The organism is Kitasatospora sp. MAA19, from assembly GCF_029894125.1.
Lineage (GTDB): Bacteria > Actinomycetota > Actinomycetes > Streptomycetales > Streptomycetaceae > Kitasatospora.
The window spans coordinates 12,599-32,183 of the sequence record NZ_JARXYZ010000033.1 but is presented as its reverse complement, the minus strand read 5'-3'; the positions used below and the strand labels follow the sequence as shown (position 1 = coordinate 32,183).

Annotated in this window: 15 protein-coding genes; 10 read left to right on the top strand and 5 right to left on the bottom strand. The window is 73.1% G+C overall.

Annotated features, from left to right (window positions below; all coding sequences use genetic code 11):
• Positions 1-23: 23 nt before the first annotated feature.
• The gene (locus tag P3T27_RS33325; protein WP_280685004.1) at positions 24-1,100 is read left to right on the top strand and encodes an ABC transporter substrate-binding protein; all 1,077 of its coding nucleotides are present in this window, start codon (positions 24-26) and stop codon (positions 1,098-1,100) included.
• A 79-nt stretch (positions 1,101-1,179) separates the two neighbouring features.
• On the opposite strand, the gene P3T27_RS33320 is transcribed toward P3T27_RS33325, so the two are convergent.
• Together P3T27_RS33320 and P3T27_RS33315 are read right to left on the bottom strand one after the other, a co-directional pair.
• A complete protein-coding gene (locus tag P3T27_RS33320) occupies positions 1,180-2,082 on the bottom strand; it encodes a sucrase ferredoxin (RefSeq protein ID WP_280685003.1) in 903 nt (300 codons plus the stop codon).
• A gap of 88 nt (positions 2,083-2,170) precedes the next feature.
• Positions 2,171-4,621, bottom strand: a complete 2,451-nt coding sequence (locus P3T27_RS33315; RefSeq protein WP_280685002.1) for a DNA topoisomerase IV subunit A — start codon at positions 4,619-4,621, stop codon at positions 2,171-2,173.
• A 250-nt stretch (positions 4,622-4,871) separates the two neighbouring features.
• On the opposite strand from P3T27_RS33315, the gene P3T27_RS33310 reads away from it, so the two are divergent.
• The 3 genes from P3T27_RS33310 (at position 4,872) to P3T27_RS33300 (ending at position 9,119) form a co-directional block, all read left to right on the top strand.
• Entirely contained in the window at positions 4,872-6,233 is a 1,362-nt protein-coding gene (locus P3T27_RS33310; protein WP_280685001.1) for a pitrilysin family protein, read from the top strand.
• Complete coding sequence (locus P3T27_RS33305) at positions 6,230-7,618, top strand: pitrilysin family protein (protein ID WP_280685000.1); 1,389 nt, start codon at positions 6,230-6,232, stop codon at positions 7,616-7,618. The genes P3T27_RS33310 and P3T27_RS33305 overlap by 4 nt, the downstream gene beginning before the upstream one ends.
• Positions 7,619-7,925: 307 nt before the next feature.
• Entirely contained in the window at positions 7,926-9,119 is a 1,194-nt protein-coding gene (locus tag P3T27_RS33300) for an RtcB family protein (protein ID WP_280684999.1), read from the top strand.
• Between the two features lie 102 nt (positions 9,120-9,221).
• Here the strand turns inward: P3T27_RS33300 and P3T27_RS33295 are convergent, their stop codons facing one another.
• A complete protein-coding gene (locus P3T27_RS33295) occupies positions 9,222-9,503 on the bottom strand; it encodes an HPr family phosphocarrier protein (RefSeq protein WP_280684998.1) in 282 nt (93 codons plus the stop codon).
• Positions 9,504-9,736: 233 nt separating this feature from the next.
• On the opposite strand from P3T27_RS33295, the gene P3T27_RS33290 reads away from it, so the two are divergent.
• The 4 genes from P3T27_RS33290 to P3T27_RS33275 all read left to right on the top strand — a co-directional run bounded on the left by P3T27_RS33290 (position 9,737) and on the right by P3T27_RS33275 (position 15,242).
• Positions 9,737-12,607 carry a GNAT family N-acetyltransferase gene (locus P3T27_RS33290; protein ID WP_280685045.1) on the top strand — a complete coding sequence of 957 codons (2,871 nt, stop codon included), beginning with the start codon at positions 9,737-9,739 and terminating at the stop codon, positions 12,605-12,607.
• A 94-nt stretch (positions 12,608-12,701) separates the two neighbouring features.
• Positions 12,702-13,301, top strand: coding sequence for a DUF5998 family protein (locus P3T27_RS33285; protein WP_280684997.1), 600 nt, complete (start codon positions 12,702-12,704; stop codon positions 13,299-13,301).
• 35 nt (positions 13,302-13,336) lie between these two features.
• Positions 13,337-14,524, top strand: a complete 1,188-nt coding sequence (locus P3T27_RS33280; protein WP_280684996.1) for an alkaline phosphatase family protein — start codon at positions 13,337-13,339, stop codon at positions 14,522-14,524.
• Between the two features lie 61 nt (positions 14,525-14,585).
• Complete coding sequence (locus P3T27_RS33275; RefSeq protein WP_280684995.1) at positions 14,586-15,242, top strand: thymidine kinase; 657 nt, start codon at positions 14,586-14,588, stop codon at positions 15,240-15,242.
• Between the two features lie 8 nt (positions 15,243-15,250).
• Here P3T27_RS33275 and P3T27_RS33270 read toward each other — a convergent pair whose 3' ends face one another.
• On the bottom strand, positions 15,251-15,991 hold the full coding sequence (locus P3T27_RS33270; protein ID WP_348534174.1) for a VOC family protein: 741 nt from the start codon (positions 15,989-15,991) through the stop codon (positions 15,251-15,253).
• A gap of 166 nt (positions 15,992-16,157) precedes the next feature.
• On the opposite strand from P3T27_RS33270, the gene P3T27_RS33265 reads away from it, so the two are divergent.
• Positions 16,158-17,033 carry a sulfurtransferase gene (locus tag P3T27_RS33265; RefSeq protein WP_280684993.1) on the top strand — a complete coding sequence of 292 codons (876 nt, stop codon included), beginning with the start codon at positions 16,158-16,160 and terminating at the stop codon, positions 17,031-17,033.
• Positions 17,034-17,090: 57 nt separating this feature from the next.
• Here P3T27_RS33265 and sepH read toward each other — a convergent pair whose 3' ends face one another.
• The gene (sepH, locus tag P3T27_RS33260; protein ID WP_280684992.1) at positions 17,091-18,164 is read right to left on the bottom strand and encodes a septation protein SepH; all 1,074 of its coding nucleotides are present in this window, start codon (positions 18,162-18,164) and stop codon (positions 17,091-17,093) included.
• Between the two features lie 517 nt (positions 18,165-18,681).
• Between sepH and P3T27_RS33255 the strand changes: the two genes are divergently transcribed.
• Positions 18,682-19,542: a hypothetical protein gene (locus P3T27_RS33255; RefSeq protein WP_280684991.1), complete on the top strand. Its 861-nt coding sequence runs from the start codon at positions 18,682-18,684 to the stop codon at positions 19,540-19,542.
• The last annotated feature ends 43 nt before the right edge of the window (positions 19,543-19,585 follow it).

Below are 19,585 nucleotides of genomic sequence, written 5' to 3'. Positions count from 1 at the left end.
TGTAGAGAGAGGCACCCCCACCCATGCGCCCGAACTCGACCGGCAGAGTTGCCGCAGCCGCCCTCGCCGCCGTCCTGCTCCTCCCGCTCGCCGCCTGCGCCAACGACGCCGCCACGACCGCCCACGGCGCCGCCGCCCCGGCCGGGCAGCAGGTCGACGGGCCCAAGGTCAAGATCATGGTCGGCGGCCTGGACAAGGTCATCTACCTGCCCGCGATGCTCACCCAGCGGCTCGGCTTCTTCGCCGAGGCCGGCGTCAACGTCGAGCTGATGACCGAGCCGGCCGGCGTCAACGCCACCACCGCCCTGCTCGCCGGCGACGTCCAGGGCGCCGTCGGCTTCTACGACCACACCATCGACCTGCAGGCCAAGGGCAAGATCGTCGAGTCCGTGGTGCAGTTCGCCCAGGCCCCCGGCGAGGTCGAGATCGTCTCCACCAAACAGGCCGACGCCATCAAGTCCGGCGCCGACTTCAAGGGCAAGAAGCTCGGCGTCACCAGCATCGGCTCCTCCACCGACTTCCTCACCAAGTACCTCGCCGTCAAGAACGGCGCCGCCGTCAGCGAGTTCAGCCCGATCGCGGTCGGCGCCGGCCAGACCTTCATCGCCGCGCTCCAGCAGGGCAGCATCGACGCCGGGATGACCACCGACCCGACCGTCGCCACCATCCTCGACAAGGGCCTCGGCAAGATCCTCTACGACATGCGCACCCCCGAGGGCTCCCGCGACGCCCTCGGCGGCCTCTACCCGTCGTCCTCGCTCTACATGAACACCGACTGGGTGGAGAAGAACAAGGACACCACCCAGAAGCTCACCAACGCCTTCGTCAAGACCCTCACGTGGATGTCCACGCACAGCCCCGAGGAGATCGCCGCGAAGATGCCCGCCGACTACGCGCAGGGCGGCGCCGAGCAGTACGCGGCCGCGATCAAGGCGACCCTGCCGATGTTCACCACCGACGGCGTGATGCCCGCCGACGGCCCGAAGACCGTCCTCGCCGTGCTCGCCGCCTTCCACCCGGACGTCAAGGGCAAGGAGGGCACCATCGACCTCGCCCGCACCTACACCACCGAGTTCGTCGGCAAGGCCGTCACCGGCTGACCGGCCTCCCCCGATGCGACGGTCCCGCGCTCACCCCCACGGGCGCGGGGCCGGCCGCTCGTCGTGCCCCCCAGTCTCGTCAGATCCCCCGGACGGAGAGCACGTCCATCCGCGACGGCGTCCCCGCCGCCTTGCCGCAGCTCTCCGGACGCGGCGGCTCGCTCACCGTCTCGATCACGTCCACCTCCCAGGCCCGGCCGTCCGCGTGCAGCACCGAGACCAGCCAGCGGCCCTCGCCGTCCGGCCGCTGGGCCAGCGTCAGCGCGTCCACCCCGGTCTCCCCGGTCGCCAACCGCACCGCGTGCTCGGCCGCCTGGCCCGGACGGTCCCAGCCCGAACAGCCCCGCGACCACTGCGGCACCACGTGCCCGGCCGCCGTCGCCGCCAGCACCTCCTTGGCCGTCTCCGCCGTCAGTCGCCCGTACGCGTAGCCGTACGGCAGCACCAGCATCGTGGGGGAGAAACGGTGCCCGCCCAGGTGCGTCACCTCCCACACCTCGCTGTGCCCGGCCGCCGCCAGCTCCGCCGCCAACGGACGGCCCAGCAGCGCGCAGCAGCGGTCCCGCCGCCCGTTCGTGCACACCAGCGCCAGCGGGCCGCCGACGTGCTCCACCCCGAAACCGCCGTGGTCGCCACCGCCCAGCGCCGCGAAGTCCAGCGCCAGCAGCTCCGCCGGATCGGCCACCTCCGCCCGGCGTACCCAGCCGCGACCCGGCACCGTGTGCGCCACCAGCACCTCGTGCCCCGCCGTCGGCAGGCAGTCCGCATGCCGGCCCGGCCGCCGGATCAGCGCCACCCGCACCCCCGTGCCCGCCGCGGCCGCCTCCAGCGCCCGTCCCGTCGCCGGATCCAGATGGCTCTCCCCGAGCGCCTTCGCGCCCCACGGCCCGTTCTGCTCCACCAGCAACCAGGTGGTCGCCACCGCCGCGGTGGCGGCCAGCGGCTCCGACAGTTCACGCGACGCCGTCGCACAGGTGCTCACCCGGGCAAGGCTACCCTCACCACCCGCCGTCCCCCGGAACGACGGAGGAGGGGTACCGGACGGCACCCCTCCTCCGGTCGGCCGTCGGCTACGCCGGGCCGGCGACCACCGCGATCGGCGTCGTCACCGGCGTGCCCGAACCGTCACGGCGCGGGTCGCGCTCCGGCAGCTCCACCGGCGCGCCCTTGCCGGTCGCCGCCCGGGCCGGGGCCGCGCCCGCCCAGGCGAAGGTCAGGCCGTCCTCGCCGCGCAGGAAGCGCTGGCAGCGCACGCCGCCCGTGGCCCGGCCCTTGCGCGGGTACTGCTCGAACGGCGTCACCTTCCACGACGTCTGCTCCTCGCCGGACAGCGTCCCCGACGCGCCCGCCACCGAGACCACCACCGCGTCCGCCGCCGGATCCACCGCCGTGAACGACAGCACCCGCGCCCCGTCGGAGAGCTTGATCCCCGCCATGCCGCCCGCCGGACGGCCCTGCGGACGCACCTGCCCCGCCGGGTAGCGCAGCAGCTGCGCGTCCGAGGCGATGAAGACCAAGTCCTCCTCGCCGGTGCGCAGTTCGACCGCGCCCACCAGCTCGTCACCCTCCTTGAGGGCGATCACCTCGAACTCGTCCTTGTTCGCCGGCCACTCCGGCACCACCCGCTTCACCACACCCTGCACCGTGCCCAGCGCCAGCCCCGGCGAGGACTCGTCCAGCGTGGTCAGCGCCAGCGCCCGCTCCCCGTCCTCCAACCGCAGGAACTCGCCCACCGCCGCACCGCCGGCCAGCGTCGGCGACGGCGTCGGAGGCAGCGCCGGCAGGTCGATCACCGGCAGCCGCAGCACCCGGCCCGCCGACGTCACCACACCCACGTCCGCCCGCGCCGTCGCCGGCACCGCCGACACGATCACATCGTGCTTCGACCGCTTCTCCGACAGCTCGAACGGCTCCCCGTCCGCCGTCCGCGCCAGCAGGCCCGTCGACGACAGCAGCACCCGGCACGGGTCGTCCGCCACCTCCAGCGGCACCGACAGCGCCGCCGACGGGGCCGCCCCCGCCTCCAGCAGCACCGTCCGCCGCTCCGTCCCGAACTGCTTCGACACCGCGCCGAGTTCGGACGACACCACGCTGCGCAGCCGGACGTCCGACTCCAGGATCTCGGTCAGCTCCGCGATCTCCGCGCTCAGCTTCGCCTTCTCCTGCTCCAGCTCCACCCGGTCGAACCGGGTCAGCCGCCGCAGCGGCGTGTCCAGGATGTACGCGGTCTGCGTCTCCGACAGCGAGAAGTGCTCCATCAGGCGTTCCTTCGCCTGCCCCGCGTTGTCACTCGACCGGATGATCGCGATGACCTCGTCGATGTCGAGCAGCGCCACCAGCAGGCCCTCGACCAGGTGCAGCCGCTCCTCCCGCTTGCGCCGGCGGAAGTCGCTGCGCCGCCGCACCACGGTGAACCGGTGGTCGACGTAGACCTCCAGCAGCTCCTTCAGCCCCAGCGTCAGCGGCTGGCCGTCCACCAGCGCCACGTTGTTGATGCCGAAGGTCTCCTCCATCGGCGTCAGCTTGTAGAGCTGCTCCAGCAGCGCCTCCGGCACGAAGCCGTTCTTCACCTCGATCACCAGCCGCAGCCCGTGCTCGCGGTCGGTCAGGTCCTTGACGTCCGCGATGCCCTGCAGCTTCTTCGCGTTGACCAGGTCCTTGATCTTCGAGATGACCTTCTCGGGGCCGACGTTGTACGGCAGCTCGGTCACCACGATGCCCTTGCGGCGCGCCGTCACCGCCTCCACCGTCGTGGTCGCCCGGATCTTGAACGTGCCGCGGCCCGACTCGTACGCGTCCCGGATCCCCGACATGCCCACGATCCGCCCGCCCGTCGGCAGGTCCGGACCGGGCACGAACCGCATCAGCGTGTCCAGGTCCGCGTTCGGGTGCTTGATCAGGTGCCGGGCCGCCGCCACCACCTCGGACAGGTTGTGCGGCGGCATGTTCGTCGCCATGCCGACCGCGATGCCCGTCGCGCCGTTCACCAGCAGGTTCGGGAACGCCGCCGGCAGCGCCAACGGCTCCTGCTCGCTGCCGTCGTAGTTCGGGCCGAAGTCGACGGTGTCCTCGTGGATCGACTCCACCATCGCCATCGACGCCGCCGTCAGCCGCGACTCCGTGTAGCGCATCGCGGCCGGCGGGTCGTCGTTGCCCAGCGAACCGAAGTTCCCGTGCCCGTCGATCAGCGGCAGCCGCATCGAGAACGGCTGCGCCATCCGGACGACCGAGTCGTAGATCGACGCGTCGCCGTGCGGGTGCAGCCGGCCCATCACCTCGCCCACCACACGGGCGCACTTCACGTGCGCGCGATCCGGCCGCAGGCCCATCTCGTTGGCCTGGTACAGGATCCGGCGGTGCACCGGCTTCAGACCGTCCCGCGCGTCGGGAAGCGCACGCGAGTAGATCACCGAGTAGGCGTACTCCAGGAAGGAGCCCTGCATCTCGTCCACGACGTCGACATCGAGGATCCGCTCCTCGAAGTCTCCGGGCGGCGGGGTCTGCGAACTGCGGCGGGCCATCGCGGCGGGGCTCCCTTACGTCTCGCTTGCTGTGTCTCGGTCAGTCTCTGACGTCCATCCGCCGGCCCCCGTCAACAGGGCGCGGCGCCCCCATTGTGGACCCTCGCGCCGACACTCCCGGCCAGCGCCCCTCTTCCGCCCCTGGCGAACGCCCCGTCCGCGCGGAGCACGAACACGCCCCCCACGCGTTGCACCACAATGGGGGACGCCACACGAACCCCGACATCGACGACGGGAAGGACCCGAGCGCATGGCCAACCCGGCCCCCGCATCCGCCTCCACCGGAGGAAATGGCGCTGCCATCGCCATCACCGAGCACCGCCTGGCCAACGGCCTGCGCGTCGTCCTCTCCGAGGACCACCTCACCCCGGTCGCCGCGGTCTGCCTCTGGTACGACGTGGGCTCGCGCCACGAGGTCAAGGGCCGCACCGGCCTCGCCCACCTCTTCGAGCACCTCATGTTCCAGGGCTCCGCCAGCGTCTCCAACAACGGGCACTTCGAACTCGTCCAGGGCGCCGGCGGATCGCTCAACGGCACCACCAGCTTCGAGCGCACCAACTACTTCGAGACCATGCCCGCCCACCAGTTGGAGCTCGCGCTCTGGCTGGAGGCCGACCGCATGGGCTCGCTGCTCGCCGCCCTCGACGAGACGTCCATGGAGAACCAGCGCGACGTCGTCAAGAACGAGCGCCGCCAGCGCTACGACAACGTCCCCTACGGCACCGCCTTCGAGAAGCTCACCGCGCTCTCGTTCCCCGACGGCCACCCGTACCACCACACCCCGATCGGCTCCATGGCCGACCTGGACGCCGCCACCCTCGACGACGCCCGCGCGTTCTTCCGCACCTACTACGCGCCCAACAACGCCGTCCTGTCCGTCGTCGGCGACATCGACCCCGAGCAGACCATCGCCTGGGTCGAGAAGTACTTCGGCAGCATCCCCGCCCACGACGGCAAGCAGCCCCCGCGCTCCGGCGAACTCCCCGACACCATCGGCCGCGAACTGCGCGAGCACGTCCACGAGGACGTCCCCTCCCGCGCGCTGATGGCCGCCTACCGCCTCCCGCACGACGGCACCCGCGACGCCGACGCCGCCGACCTCGCCCTCACCATCCTCGGCAGCGGCGAGTCCAGCCGCCTCTACAACCGGCTCGTCCGCCGCGACCGCACCGCCGTCGCCGCCGGCTTCGGCCTGCTGCGCCTCGCCGGCGCCCCCAGCCTCGGCTGGCTCGACGTCAAGACCTCCGGCGACGCCACCATCGAGCAGATCGACGCCGCCGTCGACGAGGAACTCGCCCGCTTCGCCGCCGAAGGCCCCACCCCCGAGGAACTCGAACGGGCCCAGGCCCAGATCGAGCGCGAATGGCTCGACCGGCTCACCACCGTCGCCGGCCGCGCCGACGAACTCTGCCGCTTCGCCGTCCTGTTCGGCGACCCCAAGCTGCTCAACGACGCCCTCCCCAAGGTCCTCGACATCACCGCCGAGGAGGTCCAGGCCGTCGCGAAGGCCCGGCTCCACCCCGACAACCGGGCCGTCCTCGTCTACGAGCCCACCGCGGCCGACGACGCCGACGCCACCGCTGCCACCGATGAGGAGGGTGCCGCCGCATGAGCACCGACTACGTCCCCACCATGACGTTCCACCCCCAGCCCGAGCCCGGCACCCCCGGCCCCTGGGCCTTCCCCGCCCCCGAGCGCGCCGCCCTCGGCAACGGCGTCACCGTCCTGCACTGCCACCGGCCCGGCCAGCAGCTCGTCGCCGTCGAGGTCCTCCTCGACGCCCCGCTCGCCGCTGAGCCCGACGGCCTCGACGGCGTCGCCGCCATCCTCGCCCGGGCCCTCAGCGAAGGCACCGACACCCTCACCGCCGAGGAGTTCGCCGCCGAACTCGAACGCGCCGGCGCCACCCTCGACGCCCACGCCGACCACCCCTGCATCCGCGTCTCCCTGGAGGTCCCCGCCTCCCGCCTGCAGCGCGGCCTCTCGCTGCTCGCCGACGCCCTGCGCGCCCCGGCCCTCCCCGAGGACGAGATCGAGCGCCTCGTCGCCAACCGGCTCGACGAGATCGTCCACGAGCAGGCCAACCCCGCCCGGCGCGCCGCCAAGGCCCTCTACGCCGAACTCTTCGACGCCGCCGACCGCCTCTCCCGGCCCCGCAGCGGCACCGCCGACACGGTCAAGTCCATCGACCGCGCCGCCGTCAAGGCCTTCTACGACGCCCACGTGCGCCCCGCCACCGCCACCGTCGTCGTGGTCGGCGACCTCACCGGCACCGACCTGCCCGCCCTCCTGGAGAGCACCCTCGGCACCTGGACCGGCAGCGCGGCCGAGCCCGCCACGCACGCCCCCGTGACCGCCGACGACCACGGCCGCGTCCTCATCGTGGACCGCCCCGGCTCCGTCCAGACCCAGCTCCTCATCGGCCGCATCGGCCCCGACCGCCACGACCCCGTCTGGGCCGCCCAGATCCTCGGCACCTACTGCCTCGGCGGCACCCTCACCTCCCGCCTCGACCGCGTCCTGCGCGAGGAGAAGGGCTACACCTACGGCGTCCGCGCCTTCGCCCAGCCGCTGCGCTCCGCCGCCGACGGCAGCGGCCGCGCGCTGCTCGCCGTCAGCGGCTCGGTGGACACCGCCTCCACCGCCCCCGCGCTCGCCGACACCTGGACCATCCTGCGCACCCTCGCCGCCGAGGGCCTCACCGACGCCGAGCGCGACGAGGCCGTGCAGTTCCTGGTCGGCGTCGCCCCGCTGAAGTACGAGACCGCGGGCTCGGTCGCCGGCACCCTGGCCGACCAGGTCGAGCAGGACCTCGCGGACGACTACCAGGCCGAGGTCTACCGGCAGCTCGCCGAACTGCCCACGGCCGCCGCCACCGAGGCCGTCGTCGCCGCCTTCCCGCCGGACCGCCTGGTCACCGTGCTGGTCGGCGACGCCGCCGTCATCGCCGACGACGTGCGGACCCTCGGCATCGGCGAGGTCACCGTCGTCAGCTGACCCACGCAGCCCCGCGCGGCCCGGTGGAGCACCCGCTCCGCCGGGCCCGCGGCGTTTCTAAATCCGTTGCGGGCGACCGGCGTACCGTGGATAGATATTCCCCGGCACACACGTACGAACTCTGACGCAGGACGGGAGGCGGTCACCATGCGGGTCGAGCGAACCATACGACGACGCTCCCCAAGGCCGTGTTCCCTCCGTGCCCCGGGCGCCTGAGCCCCACCCCCGGACTTCCCCGAGCCACGCCGGGACTTCGTCGCGCGGCACGCCCTTCCCCGAACTACCCGACCCCTGGAGGTCGTTCACCATGACGTACACCGAGGTACCCGGAATCCGGGTCCCGATCCGGATGTGGACCGACCCGGCCACCGTCGAGGGCCAGGCCATGCAGCAGCTGCGCAACATCAGCTCCCTGCCGTGGCTGCACGGCCTCGCCGTGATGCCCGACGTCCACCTGGGCAAGGGCGCGACCGTCGGCTCCGTCATCGCGATGAAGGGCGCCGTCTGCCCGGCGGCGGTCGGTGTCGACATCGGCTGCGGAATGAGCGCGGTGAAGACCTCGCTCACCGCCGAGGACCTCCCCGAGGACCTCTCCCGCCTGCGCTCCAAGATCGAGCAGGCCATCCCGGTCGGCCGTGGTCTCCACACCGACCCGGTCGACCCGACCAAGCTGCACGGCTTCCGGGCCGCCGGCTGGGACGACTTCTGGCACCGCTTCGACGGGGTGGCGCAGGAGGTCAAGTGGCGCCGCGAGCGGGCCATGCAGCAGATGGCCACGCTCGGCGGAGGAAATCACTTCATAGAACTGTGCGTCGACAGCACTGGCGTGGTCTGGCTGATGCTGCACTCCGGATCGCGCAACATCGGCAAGGAGCTGGCCGAGCACCACATGGGCGTCGCCCGCGCGCTGCCGCACAACCAGGGCCTGATCGACCAGGACCTCGCGGTCTTCATCGCGGAGACCCCGCAGATGGCCGCCTACCGCCAGGACCTGTTCTGGGCGCAGGAGTACGCCAAGAACAACCGCGCGATGATGATGTCGCTCTTCCAGGACGTCGTCCGCCGTGAGTTCGCCAAGGCGAAGGTCACCTTCGACGAGGTCATCAGCTGCCACCACAACTACGTGGCGGAGGAGACCTACGACGGCGTCGACCTGCTCGTGACCCGCAAGGGCGCGATCCGGGCGGGCACCGGCGACTACGGGATCATCCCGGGTTCGATGGGCACCGGCTCGTACATCGTCCGCGGTCTCGGCAACGAGGAGGCGTTCAACTCCGCCTCGCACGGCGCCGGCCGCAAGATGAGCCGGAACGCCGCGAAGAAGCGGTTCACCACGCAGGACCTGGTCGAGCAGACCAAGGGCGTGGAGTGCCGCAAGGACAGCGGCGTCGTGGACGAGATCCCGGGCGCCTACAAGTCCATCGAGAAGGTCATCGAGCAGCAGAAGGACCTCGTCGAGATCGTCGCCCACCTGAAGCAGGTCGTCTGCGTCAAGGGCTGACCGTGCTGCGGCCGCCGGGATGACCGGGGGCCTCGCCGATTCCGGATGCGAAAGCGCCCGGCAGTGTTACGGCTGCCGGGCGCTTGCGTCGGTCGAGGTGGCTCAGGCCGCGGCCGGGAGCTCGTCGAGGCCTTCCTGGACGAGCTTGGCGAGGCGGTCGAGGGCGTCGTCGGCGTTGGCGGCGTCGGAGGCGAGGATGACCTCTTCGCCGCCCTGGGCGCCGAGGCCGAGCAGGCCGAGCATGGAGGCGGCGTTGACGGGGTTGCCGCCGGGCTTGGCGATGGTGATCGGCACGCCGGTGGCCGTGACGGCCCGGACGAAGATGGAGGCGGGACGGGCGTGCAGGCCCTCGGCCCAACCGATGGTGACGCGGCGCTCAGCCATGAGACGTGCCTTTCCGGTGAAGCTGGTCACGGCCGTGCTCGGGGAAGCGGCCATGTTGTCTAGACCAGTGTTGCACGCAGGCACCCGCTTCGAGCCGCCGCGTTCAGGACTTGTGATTGTTTCTTTTCGGGGCATAAGGCCTGGCCGGTGACCCTGTCAACCCTGTCGTGAGTACGCACCCGGCGCCATTCGGCCCGCCGCCGGATAACCTGACGAACGTGGACGACTCCGCGGTGGCGCAGCCCGAGCAGGATCCCAGTGACCAGCCGGTATCCGGTGAATCCGGTGCGGACTACCCGCAGCACTGGGAGGCCGACATCCTGCTGCGGGACGGCGGCACGGCTCGAATCCGGCCGATCACGCCGGATGACGCGGGGCGCCTGGTGGAGTTCTACGAACAGGTGTCGGACCAGTCCAAGTACTTCCGTTTCTTCGCTCCGTATCCCCGGTTGTCGGAGCGGGACGTCCGCCGCTTCACCCACCACGACTTCGTGGACCGGGTGGCGCTGGCGGTGGTGGTCCGGGACCGCTTCATCGCCACCGTCCGTTACGACCGGATCGACGCGGAGGGCCGCCCGTCCGATGCCGGGACGGACGCCGAGGTGGCCTTCCTGGTGCAGGACGCCCACCAGGGCCGCGGCGTGGCTTCGGCGCTGCTGGAGCACATCGCGGCGGTGGCGCAGGAGCGCGGGATCCGCCGGTTCCAGGCGGAAGTGCTGCCGGAGAACCGGAAGATGGTGAAGGTCTTCACCGATGCCGGGTACACGCAGCACCGGAGTTTCACCGACGGTGTGGTGCACCTGGAGTTCGATCTCGAACAGACGGACCGCTCGCTGGCGGTGATGCGGGCGCGTGAGCACCGGGCGGAGGCGCGCTCGGTGCAGCGGCTGCTGACCCCGCGCTCGGTGGCGGTGATCGGGGTGTCGCGCAATCCGCAGACGGTGGGCCGGGCGATCCTGCGGGATCTCCTGGGCGGCCCCGACAGCGGCCCCGGCAGCCGTCCGGCCGACGGCCCCGACGGCACGCGCCCCGTCTACGCGGTGAACCGCAACGCCCCGCCGGGGACCGTGCTGGACGGCGTCCCGGTGCACCGTTCGATTCTGGACATTCCCGGGCCGGTGGACCTCGCGGTGATCGCCGTCCCCGAGGGCGCCGTCCCGACGGCCGTCGCCGAGTGCGGCGCGCACGGGGTGCAGGGCCTGGTGGTGGTGACCGCCGGGTACGCGGAGACCGGCCCGGAGGGGCGGGACCGCCAGCGCGCGCTGGTGCGCCAGGCGCGGGCGGCGGGGATGCGGGTGATCGGCCCGAACGCCTTCGGCCTGATCAACACCGACCCGGACCGCCCGCTGAACGCCTCGCTGGCCCCCCACCTGCCCGACCGCGGGGGCTTCGGGATCTTCTGCCAGTCCGGTGCGATCGGCGTGGCCCTGCTGGAGGCCGCCCACCGGCGCGGTCTCGGGGTGTCCTCCTTCGCCTCGGTGGGCAACCGCTCGGACGTCTCCGGCAACGACTTCCTGCAGTACTGGGCGGAGGACGAGGCCACCGAGGTGGTGCTGCTGTACCTGGAGTCCTTCGGCAACCCGCGCAAGTTCACCCGGATCGCGCGGCGGCTGGCCGCGGTGAAGCCGATCGTGGTGGTGAAGGGCGCCCGGCACACCGGCAGCCTGCCGCCGGGCCACGCCGTGCCGGCGACCGCGACGGGGCTGCGCGACGCGACGGTGGGCGCGCTGTTCGAGCAGGCGGGCGTGATCAGGGTGGAGACGATCACCGAGCTGTACGACACGGGCGAGCTGCTGGCCCTGCAGCCGCTGCCGCCGGGGGACCGGGTCGCCGTGGTCGGCAACTCGGACTCGCTGGGCCTGCTGACCTACGACGCCTGCCTGAGCGTGGGCCTGCGGCCGCGCACGCCGGTCGACCTGACCACCGCCGCGACCGGCGAGAACTTCCGGATCGCACTGGACGTGGCGCTGGCCGACCCGGCGGTGGACGCGGTGATCGCGGTGGCGATCCCGCCGATCGGCACCTCCGCGCACGCGTTCATGGGCGGCCGGTTGACCGGCCCGGACGATCCCGAGATGGGTTCGGACGATCCGGAGATCGCCGCCGCGCTGCTCGAAGCCGGTCGGCGCGCACAGGAGTTGGGCAAGCCGCTGGTGCTCGCCCACCTGGCCCTGACCGACCTGCCGGCCCGGCTGCGCCCGGGCGGCGTCCCGGCGTTCGCGGCGCCGGAACGGGCGGTGCGAGCGCTGGCGCACGCGGTGCACTACGCGCAGTGGCGGCGCCGGACGGCGGTGGCGGAGGAGACCGCCCGGGTGCCCGAGCTGGACCGGATCGACGAGCCGGGCGCCCGCACGCTGGTCGAGGCGGCGTTGAGCACCCGGACCGCGACCGCCGCGCGGACCCAGCCGGGCGGCGCCCGGATCACTCTGCCGGACGCCGAGGCCCGCGAGCTGCTGGCCCGCTACGGCATCGACGTCTTCCCGGCGCTGCCGGCCCCGGACGAGGAGACGGCCGTCCGGGCCGCGGCCACGCTCGGCTACCCGGTGGCGCTGAAGGCGACCGCTCCGCACCTGCGCCACCGCCCGGACCTGGGCAGCGTGCGGCTGGACCTGACCGACGAGCCGGGGCTGCGCCGGGCGCACCGCGAGCTGGACGCGCTGCTGGGCGGCGCGGCGCAGGCGGCGCTGGTGCTGCAGCGGCTGGCGCCGCGCGGGGTGGACACCGTGATCGGTGCCACGGTGGACCCGGCGGTCGGCGCGATCCTGTCGTTCGGTTTGGCCGGTGCGCCGGCCGAGCTGCTGGGCGACGTCGCGCACCGGCTGGTCCCGGCCACCGACCAGGATGTGGCCGGGCTGGTCCGGGAGGTGCGGGCGGCGCCCCTGCTGTTCGGCTGGCGGGGCGCGGAGGCGGTGGACACCGGCGCGCTGGAGGAGTTGCTGCTGCGGGTGTCGCAGTTGGTGGACGATGTGCCGGAGATCGCCTCGGTGGATCTCGAACCGGTGGTCGTGGCCCCGTACGGGCTGGCGATCCTGGGGGCGCGGGTGCGGATCGCGCCGCTGCCCGTCCGTAGCGATCTGGGCCCGCGCGCCATGAGCACCCTGTAACCTTCCTTGGTTGCGCCTGCCCCCGTGGGCGCTGTTGTCCGAAGCTCGGCGCCGTGCCGCCCGCTTCGTCGGCGGACCATGCCAGGATGGAGTTATGGCGAAGACCGGTACCACCAGCACTCAGGACCTGCGCTCGGCGATCGAGCGCAGTGGCTACTACCCGGCCCTGGTGTCCGAGGCGGTCGAGGCCGCGGTGGGCCCGGAGCCGATCAGCTCGTACCTGGTGCACCAGGAGACGACCTTCGACGCCAACGAGGTGCGCCGGCACGTGACCGTGCTGGTGCTGACCCCGACCCGGTTCGTGGTGAGCCACACGGACGAGCAGTCGGGGGACACCGGCAGCCCGGCGGTGCCGTTCGCGACGACGTCGACGGAGAGCGTCCGGCTGGACCGGATCGGTTCGGTCGTGCTGAGCCGGATGGTCGCGAACCCGGAGACGTACACGCCGGGGACGCTGCCGCGCGAGGTGGTGCTGACGATCGGCTGGGGGGCGGTGCAGCGGCTGGACCTGGAGCCGGCGGGCTGCTCGGACCCGAACTGCGAGGCGGACCACGGCTACACCGGTTCGGCGACGGCTGACGATCTTTCACTGCGGGTGAGCGAGGCCGGTGACGGCCCGGAGACGGTTGCCCAGGCGCTGGTGTTCGCCCGCGCGCTGTCCGACGCGACGATCAGCAACGGCCCGCGGGTCTGAGCGCCGCCGTCTCCGACTGCTACGAATCCGGTTTCATGTCCTTTGCACCTGCCGACGGCTTCGACGCCTTCGAGATCCTTGACCCGACCACGGCTCCCGCGCCCCCGTACGGCAGCGGCTCGCTCTGCGATCTGCTGCCCTCGGTGGCGGCGGGGCTCGGCGTCGCGGGGTTCACCGCGACCCTGCCGATCGCCCCGGCGGACCGGGTGGTGGTGTTCCTGGTGGACGGCCTGGGCTGGGAGCTGCTGCTGCGGCACCCGGAGTACGCGCCGTTCCTGTCCTCGCTGGTGGGGAGTTCGCTGGGCGGCACGGGCCGCCCGCTGACCGCGGGCTTCCCGTCGACCACGGCGACCTCGCTGGCCTCGGTCGGTACCGGCACCCCGCCGGGGCTGCACGGTCTGGCCGGATACACGGTCGCGGTGCCGGGCGCCGGTTACCTGATGAACCAGCTGCGCTGGCAGCCGCACACCGACCCGCGGGCGTGGCAGCCGTACCCGACGGTGTTCGAGCGCACGCACGAGGCCGGGGTGGCGACCGCTCAGGTGTCATCCCCGCTGTTCGCGCAGACCCCGCTGACCAGGGTCGCGCTGTCCGGCGGCACCTTCCTGGGCCGGACCACGGGCGAGGAGCGGATGGACCTGGCCGCCTCCTGGCTGGCCGAGCACGACCGGGCGCTGGTGTACACCTACGTCAGCGAGCTGGACGGCGCGGGCCACCGCTTCGGGGTCGACTCGGACGAGTGGCGGATGACGCTGGACGCGGTGGACCGGCTGGCCCGCCGGCTGGCCGAGCAGCTGCCGCCGCGCTCGGCGATGTACGTGACCGCCGACCACGGCATGATCGACATCGCGCCGGAGGACCGGATCGACTTCGACGAGGACTGGGAGCTGGGCGCCGGCGTGGCCCTGCTGGGCGGCGAGGGCCGGGCCCGGCACGTGTACGCGGTGCCCGGTGCGGCGGCCGACGTGCACACGGTCTGGAGCGAGGTGCTGGGCGACCGGATGTGGGTGGCCACCCGGGACCAGGCGATCGCGGCGGGCTGGTTCGGCCCGGCCGTGGACGAGCGGGTGTACGGGCGGATCGGCGACGTGGTCGCCGCGGCGCGCGACGACATCGCGATCACCGCCTCCCGCAACGAGCCCGGCGAGTCCGCGATGATCGGTCTGCACGGCTCGATGACCCCGGTCGAGCAGTTCGTGCCGCTGCTCGAAGTCCGCGGCTGAGCCCGGACCCTGACTCTTCTGCGCCCGAACTCCCCTGATGTGAAAGGCCCTTGCTCCACCCATGGCTGAACTGGTGTTCTTCTCGGGCACGATGGACTGCGGCAAGTCGACGCTGGCGCTGCAGATGGACCACAACCACACCGCACGCGGTCGGCAGGGGCTCATCCTGACCCGCAACGACCGGGCCGGTGCGGCGACCATCTCCAGCCGGCTGGGCCTGCGGGCGGACGCGGTCGAGGTGACGGACGACTTCGACTTCCACGCGTACGTGGTGCACCGGCTCTCCGCGGGCGGCCGGGTGGACTACCTGATCTGCGACGAGGCGCAGTTCTTCGACGCCGAGCAGGTCGACCAACTGGCCCGGGTGGTGGACGAACTGGACATCGACGTCTACACGTTCGGGATCACCACGGACTTCCGGACCCGGCTGTTCCCGGGCTCGCAGCGGCTGATCGAGCTGGCCGACCGGGTCGAGGTGCTCCAGGTCGAGGCGCTGTGCTGGTGCGGCGCGCGGGCGACGCACAACGCCCGGACGGTGGGCGGGGTGATGGTGGTCGAGGGCGCCCAGGTGGTGGTCGGCGACATCTCGGTGAACGAGGACGAGATCGGGTACGAGGTGCTCTGCCGTCGCCACCACCGCCGCCGGCAGACCGCCGCGACGGCGCGGGCCTCGGTGCTCTCCCCGGACGTGCTGCCCTTCGAGGAGCAGCAGGCCTAGCGCGAGCCCTACCGGAGCTCCAGCACCGAGAAGTGCCCACCCTGCGGGTCGGCCAGCCGGGCGGCGCGGCCGCGGGCGGTGTCGTGCGGTTCGACCAGGACGCGGCCGCCGAGTTCGACGGCGTGCCGGGCGGTCGTCGCGGCGTCCTGGACGGCGAAGTGGACCCGCCAGCGGGGCGGGTGGCCGCGCAGGTCGGCGTCGTGCCGGATGCCGGCGACCGGTCGCCCCTGCACGAGCAGCGCGGACTCGCCGCCGGTGGGCCGGACGGGGCGGTCGAGCACGGCGGCGTAGAAGGCGGCGGCGCCGTCGGTGTCGGGGGTGAGCAGTTCGGTCCAGGCCGGTCCGCCGGGTTCGGGGCCGGCTTCCCGGCCGGTGTGCTCCTCGCCCTGCCAGAGGCCGAAGACGGCGCCGGAGACGTCGGCGGCGATGGCCATCCGCCCGGCGCGTTCGGCCTGGAGCGGCCCGACGGCGACGGTTCCGCCGCATGCGCGCACCAGTTGGGTGGTGCGGTCGGCATCGTCCACGGCGAAGTAGGTGGTCCACTGCACCGGGAAGCCGGTGGCGGTGGAGACGCCGAGGCCGGCGACCGGTGCCCCGTCGAGTTCGGCGCGGACGTAGGCGCCGAGCTGGCCGGGGCCCTGGGTGTAGGTCCAGCCGAGCAGGTCGGCGTAGAAGGCGCGGGCGCCGGCCAGGTCGTCGGTCAGCAGGCTGACCCAGCAGGGGGTGCCCTGGGCCAGTCGGAGTTCCACCGCGGGCAATGCGGGCCTCCTCGTGGGTGGTTGGCGCACGGAAATCCTCGCGCGCGAGGGTGATGCTTCCACCCTGGCGCGTGTCGAACCCTCGGGCCGCGCGGAAATTCCGGCAAAGAGCGCACAAAGAGCGGTGGGGCGGCGGCGCTGCGCGACAATGGCCGCCATGACCACCTTCAACGACGGTTCCCCGCTGATCTCCGCGGCCGGGTTGGCGCAGGCGCTCGCCGCCGCGCGCCCGCCGGTGCTGCTGGACGTGCGCTACCGGCTGGTCGGTGCCGCGCAGTCCGGCCCGACCGCGGTCGAGGAGTACCGGGCCGGGCACCTGCCCGGCGCCCACTTCGTCGACCTGGACCGGGACCTCGCGGCCCCGCCCGGAGCCCCCGGCCGGGGCGGCCGACACCCGCTGCCGGACCCGGAGGAGTTCGGCGCGGCGATGCGCCGCCTCGGGGTGGGCGCCGACCGCCCGGTGGTGGTGTACGACGGTGCGGCCTCGCTGGCGGCGGCCCGCGCCTGGTGGCTGCTGCGCTGGGCCGGGCACCGGGACGTCCGGGTGCTGGACGGCGGGTACGCGGCCTGGCTGGCGGCCGGACTGCCGGTGGCGACGGAGGTTCCGGCGCCGGCGGAGGGCGACTTCAAGCCGGCTCCGGGGCGGCTGCCGGTGGTGGACGCGGACGGCGCGGCGTCCTGGGCGCGCGGCGCTCTGCTGCTGGACGCCCGGGCGGGGGAGCGCTACCGGGGCGAGAGCGAGCCGGTGGACCCGCGGGCCGGTCACATCCCGGGCGCCGTGTCGGCGCCGACGGCCGAGAACGTGACCGCCGACGGGCGGTTCAGGCCGGCCGCGGAGCTGGCGGCGCGGTTCCGCGCGCTGGGCGCGGGTGAGCGGGAGACGGCGGTGTACTGCGGCTCGGGGGTGACGGCGGCGCACCAGATCCTGGCCTTGGAGGTGGCCGGCCTGCCGGCGACGTTGTACCCGGGGTCGTGGAGCGAGTGGTCGAGCGACGGGACTCGTCCGGTGGCGGTGACCGACCAGCCGGGCTGAGCCGGGGCGTGCGGAAGGGGCGGGAGGCTAGGCCTCCCGCCCCTTCCGCACGCTGTGCTACTCCTGCTTCTTGCGCCGGCTGCCGAAGACGATCTCGTCCCAGCTGGGCACGGTCGCCCGGCGGCCGGGCCGGACGCCGTCCGCCTCGGCCTGACGGTCGGTGGTGCCGACCAGGCGTTCGCGGTGCGGGGCGACGGCCCGCGGCATCAGGATGTCGGCGTAGGCCGAGCCCGCGCCGACCGCCGGGGCGGCCGCGGCCGGCTCCTCGCTCTCCTCGGCGACCTCGGCGGGCACCGGCTCGATCGGGGCGGGGCCGACGGCGAGGTCGCCGCGGAAGGCGGGGACCACGTCGAGCAGGCTGGTCAGGGAGTCCCTGGCCTCGGCGGTGGCCTCGCGGGACTCGCGGACCTCGCGCGCGGACATGATGCGGTCGGCGGACGGCCGGTCGATCATCGGGCGGGGCGGCCGGTCCTGGGGGAGCCGGGCGATCCGCGGGATGAACGGGAAGACCGACTCCTCCTCGCGCTCGACGTTCTCGCCGATCAGCGCGCGGGCCTCGTCGTCGTTGGGCTGGACCAGGCGCCGGGGCGGGTCGTACGTCCAGGAGGCGCTGCGGCCCTCGCCGTCGGCCCGGTAGGAGAGGATGACCTCCCAGGTGCCGTCGTCGCGCCGCCAGGAGTCCCAGCGCTCGGTGTCCTTCTCGGCGCCGCGCAGCGCGAGCCGCTCGGAGACGGCCTCGCCGAGCTGCGGCCCGGTGGATTCGCCGTTGCGGCGGATGGCGGTCTTGCGGGCGCGCTCGGCCATGAAGGCGCGCTCGGCGAGCACCGGCCCCTCGAAGCGACGGACCCGGTCGACGGAGATGCCGGCGGCCTGGGCGACCTCCTCGGCGGAGGCACCGGCTCGTATCCGGGCCTGGATGTCCCGGGGGCGGAGGTGGCTCTCGACCTCGATCTCGATCTGGCCGAGGCGCGGCCGGTCGCCGCGGATGGCGGCGCGCAGCCGCTCGTCGATGGGAAGGGTGTACTCCGTGCTGTCGGCAGCCTTGAGCACCAGCCGTGTGCCGTCGTTGCTGACGGCCACAACCCGCAGTTCGGGCACGGTTACCTCCCGGGTGGTGCCTGCCGACGTCACCTGCGTCGCTGCTCCCGTACTGAGTGTGGCCTGCCCACTCGCGACTGGCCACAACCTTGCTGAGTTCCCCGGCGTGTCGGGCATCCGCCCGGTTGCGCCGCTGTGGCACGGTTGCCTTTTTGCCACGTCATCCGTCGACGTCGCGCCTGGGTGTCCCGGCCGTTCTCGCACGCGGAGTGTTCGCGACGATCCGGGACCGGCGTCGCCGTGCGTGCCTGTTCCGTGGCTCTTCGTCAAGCTGCCGGTGTGGGCGCAGTCGACAAGTCGACCCAAGGCTCAGGCTTTACGAACAGTACTCCATTCGTGGCATCCGGAGGGGCGGCTCGCCGCTCAAGTCTCCCGCGATTCACGGGAATCTCAAGAGAGCGTGCCCCCAATGGCGGATCACTGCCGGGTGAACGGTGATCATCTTCACATATATCGGGGACGAAGAACCGCATTTTCGCCCCTTGTGTCCTTCTTTGGGCAAGATGGAGTGACTTGTTCGAGGAAGAGTCGTACGGACCGAGGGATGTCGATGTCGGAGCGGAGCCCCGCCGAGGAGGGCGGCGAGAAGCAGCGCAAGCGGATCGATCTGAGCGTGGCTCAGGTCGCGGCGAGTGCGCTGGCCACCGTGGCCGGGGCGCTGCTCGCCTCCGAACTCGGGGTGTACGGAACGATCCTGGGCGCGGCGGTGGTCAGTATCGGGGCCACCACCGGCGGTGCGGTGTTCCAGCACATCTTCCGGCGCACCGGCGAGCAGCTGCGCGAGGCGGTGGTGGATCGGGGGCCGGGCCAGACCGTGAACGGGCTGCGCCAGGTGCCGGAGCGCCCGGTGGAGCCGGCGCCGACGGTGATCTCCTCGGAGTGGAACGAGCCGCAGGTGGTGCGGGCGCGTCGGCGCTGGACCTGGAAGACCTACGCGGCGGTGTCCGGGCTGGTGTTCCTGCTGGCGATGACGCCGATCGTGGCGTTCGAACTGGCCACCGGGCAGCCGGTGTCGGCGACGGTGAAGGGCGAGTCGGGCAACGGCACCTCCTTCGGCGGCGTGGTGGGCCCGAAGCCCTCCTCGCCGCGGGAGGCGCCGCCGGCGGAGCGGCCGTCCACCGGCGGCGGGCACGGGTCGGACCCGACGCCGTCCGGCGGGGCCTCGGCCCCGGTGACGACGAGGCCGAGCCGGGAGCCGAGCGCGAGCCCGAGCGGCGGGTCCGGTGAGCGCGGCGACGGTACGGCCTCGCCCTCGGCGTCCCCGAGCGCGACGCCGTCGGCCGGTTCGTCCCCGAGCGCGGACGGCGGGAAGCCGTCCGGCGGGGCGAGCCCGAAGCCGTCGGAGCCGAGCGACGCCCCCACGTCCGTGGCCCCGCCGCCCGCCGCGCCGACCGGGGCCGCGACCCCCTAGGCAGGCCTCGGGACTCCTGCGCTCCGTGACTTCTACGCTCCGA

Excerpts from the sequence above, each read along its gene's own strand:
- P3T27_RS33325 (WP_280685004.1), top strand. The coding sequence starts at position 24 with ATGCGCCCGAACTCGACCGGCAGAGTTGCCGCAGCCGCCCTCGCCGCC.
- P3T27_RS33315 (WP_280685002.1), bottom strand. The coding sequence starts at position 4,621 with ATGGCCCGCCGCAGTTCGCAGACCCCGCCGCCCGGAGACTTCGAGGAG.
- P3T27_RS33310 (WP_280685001.1), top strand. The coding sequence starts at position 4,872 with ATGGCCAACCCGGCCCCCGCATCCGCCTCCACCGGAGGAAATGGCGCT.
- P3T27_RS33305 (WP_280685000.1), top strand. The coding sequence starts at position 6,230 with ATGAGCACCGACTACGTCCCCACCATGACGTTCCACCCCCAGCCCGAG.
- P3T27_RS33300 (WP_280684999.1), top strand. The coding sequence starts at position 7,926 with ATGACGTACACCGAGGTACCCGGAATCCGGGTCCCGATCCGGATGTGG.
- P3T27_RS33295 (WP_280684998.1), bottom strand. The coding sequence starts at position 9,503 with ATGGCTGAGCGCCGCGTCACCATCGGTTGGGCCGAGGGCCTGCACGCC.
- P3T27_RS33285 (WP_280684997.1), top strand. The coding sequence starts at position 12,702 with ATGGCGAAGACCGGTACCACCAGCACTCAGGACCTGCGCTCGGCGATC.
- P3T27_RS33280 (WP_280684996.1), top strand. The coding sequence starts at position 13,337 with ATGTCCTTTGCACCTGCCGACGGCTTCGACGCCTTCGAGATCCTTGAC.
- P3T27_RS33275 (WP_280684995.1), top strand. The coding sequence starts at position 14,586 with ATGGCTGAACTGGTGTTCTTCTCGGGCACGATGGACTGCGGCAAGTCG.
- P3T27_RS33265 (WP_280684993.1), top strand. The coding sequence starts at position 16,158 with ATGACCACCTTCAACGACGGTTCCCCGCTGATCTCCGCGGCCGGGTTG.
- P3T27_RS33255 (WP_280684991.1), top strand. The coding sequence starts at position 18,682 with ATGTCGGAGCGGAGCCCCGCCGAGGAGGGCGGCGAGAAGCAGCGCAAG.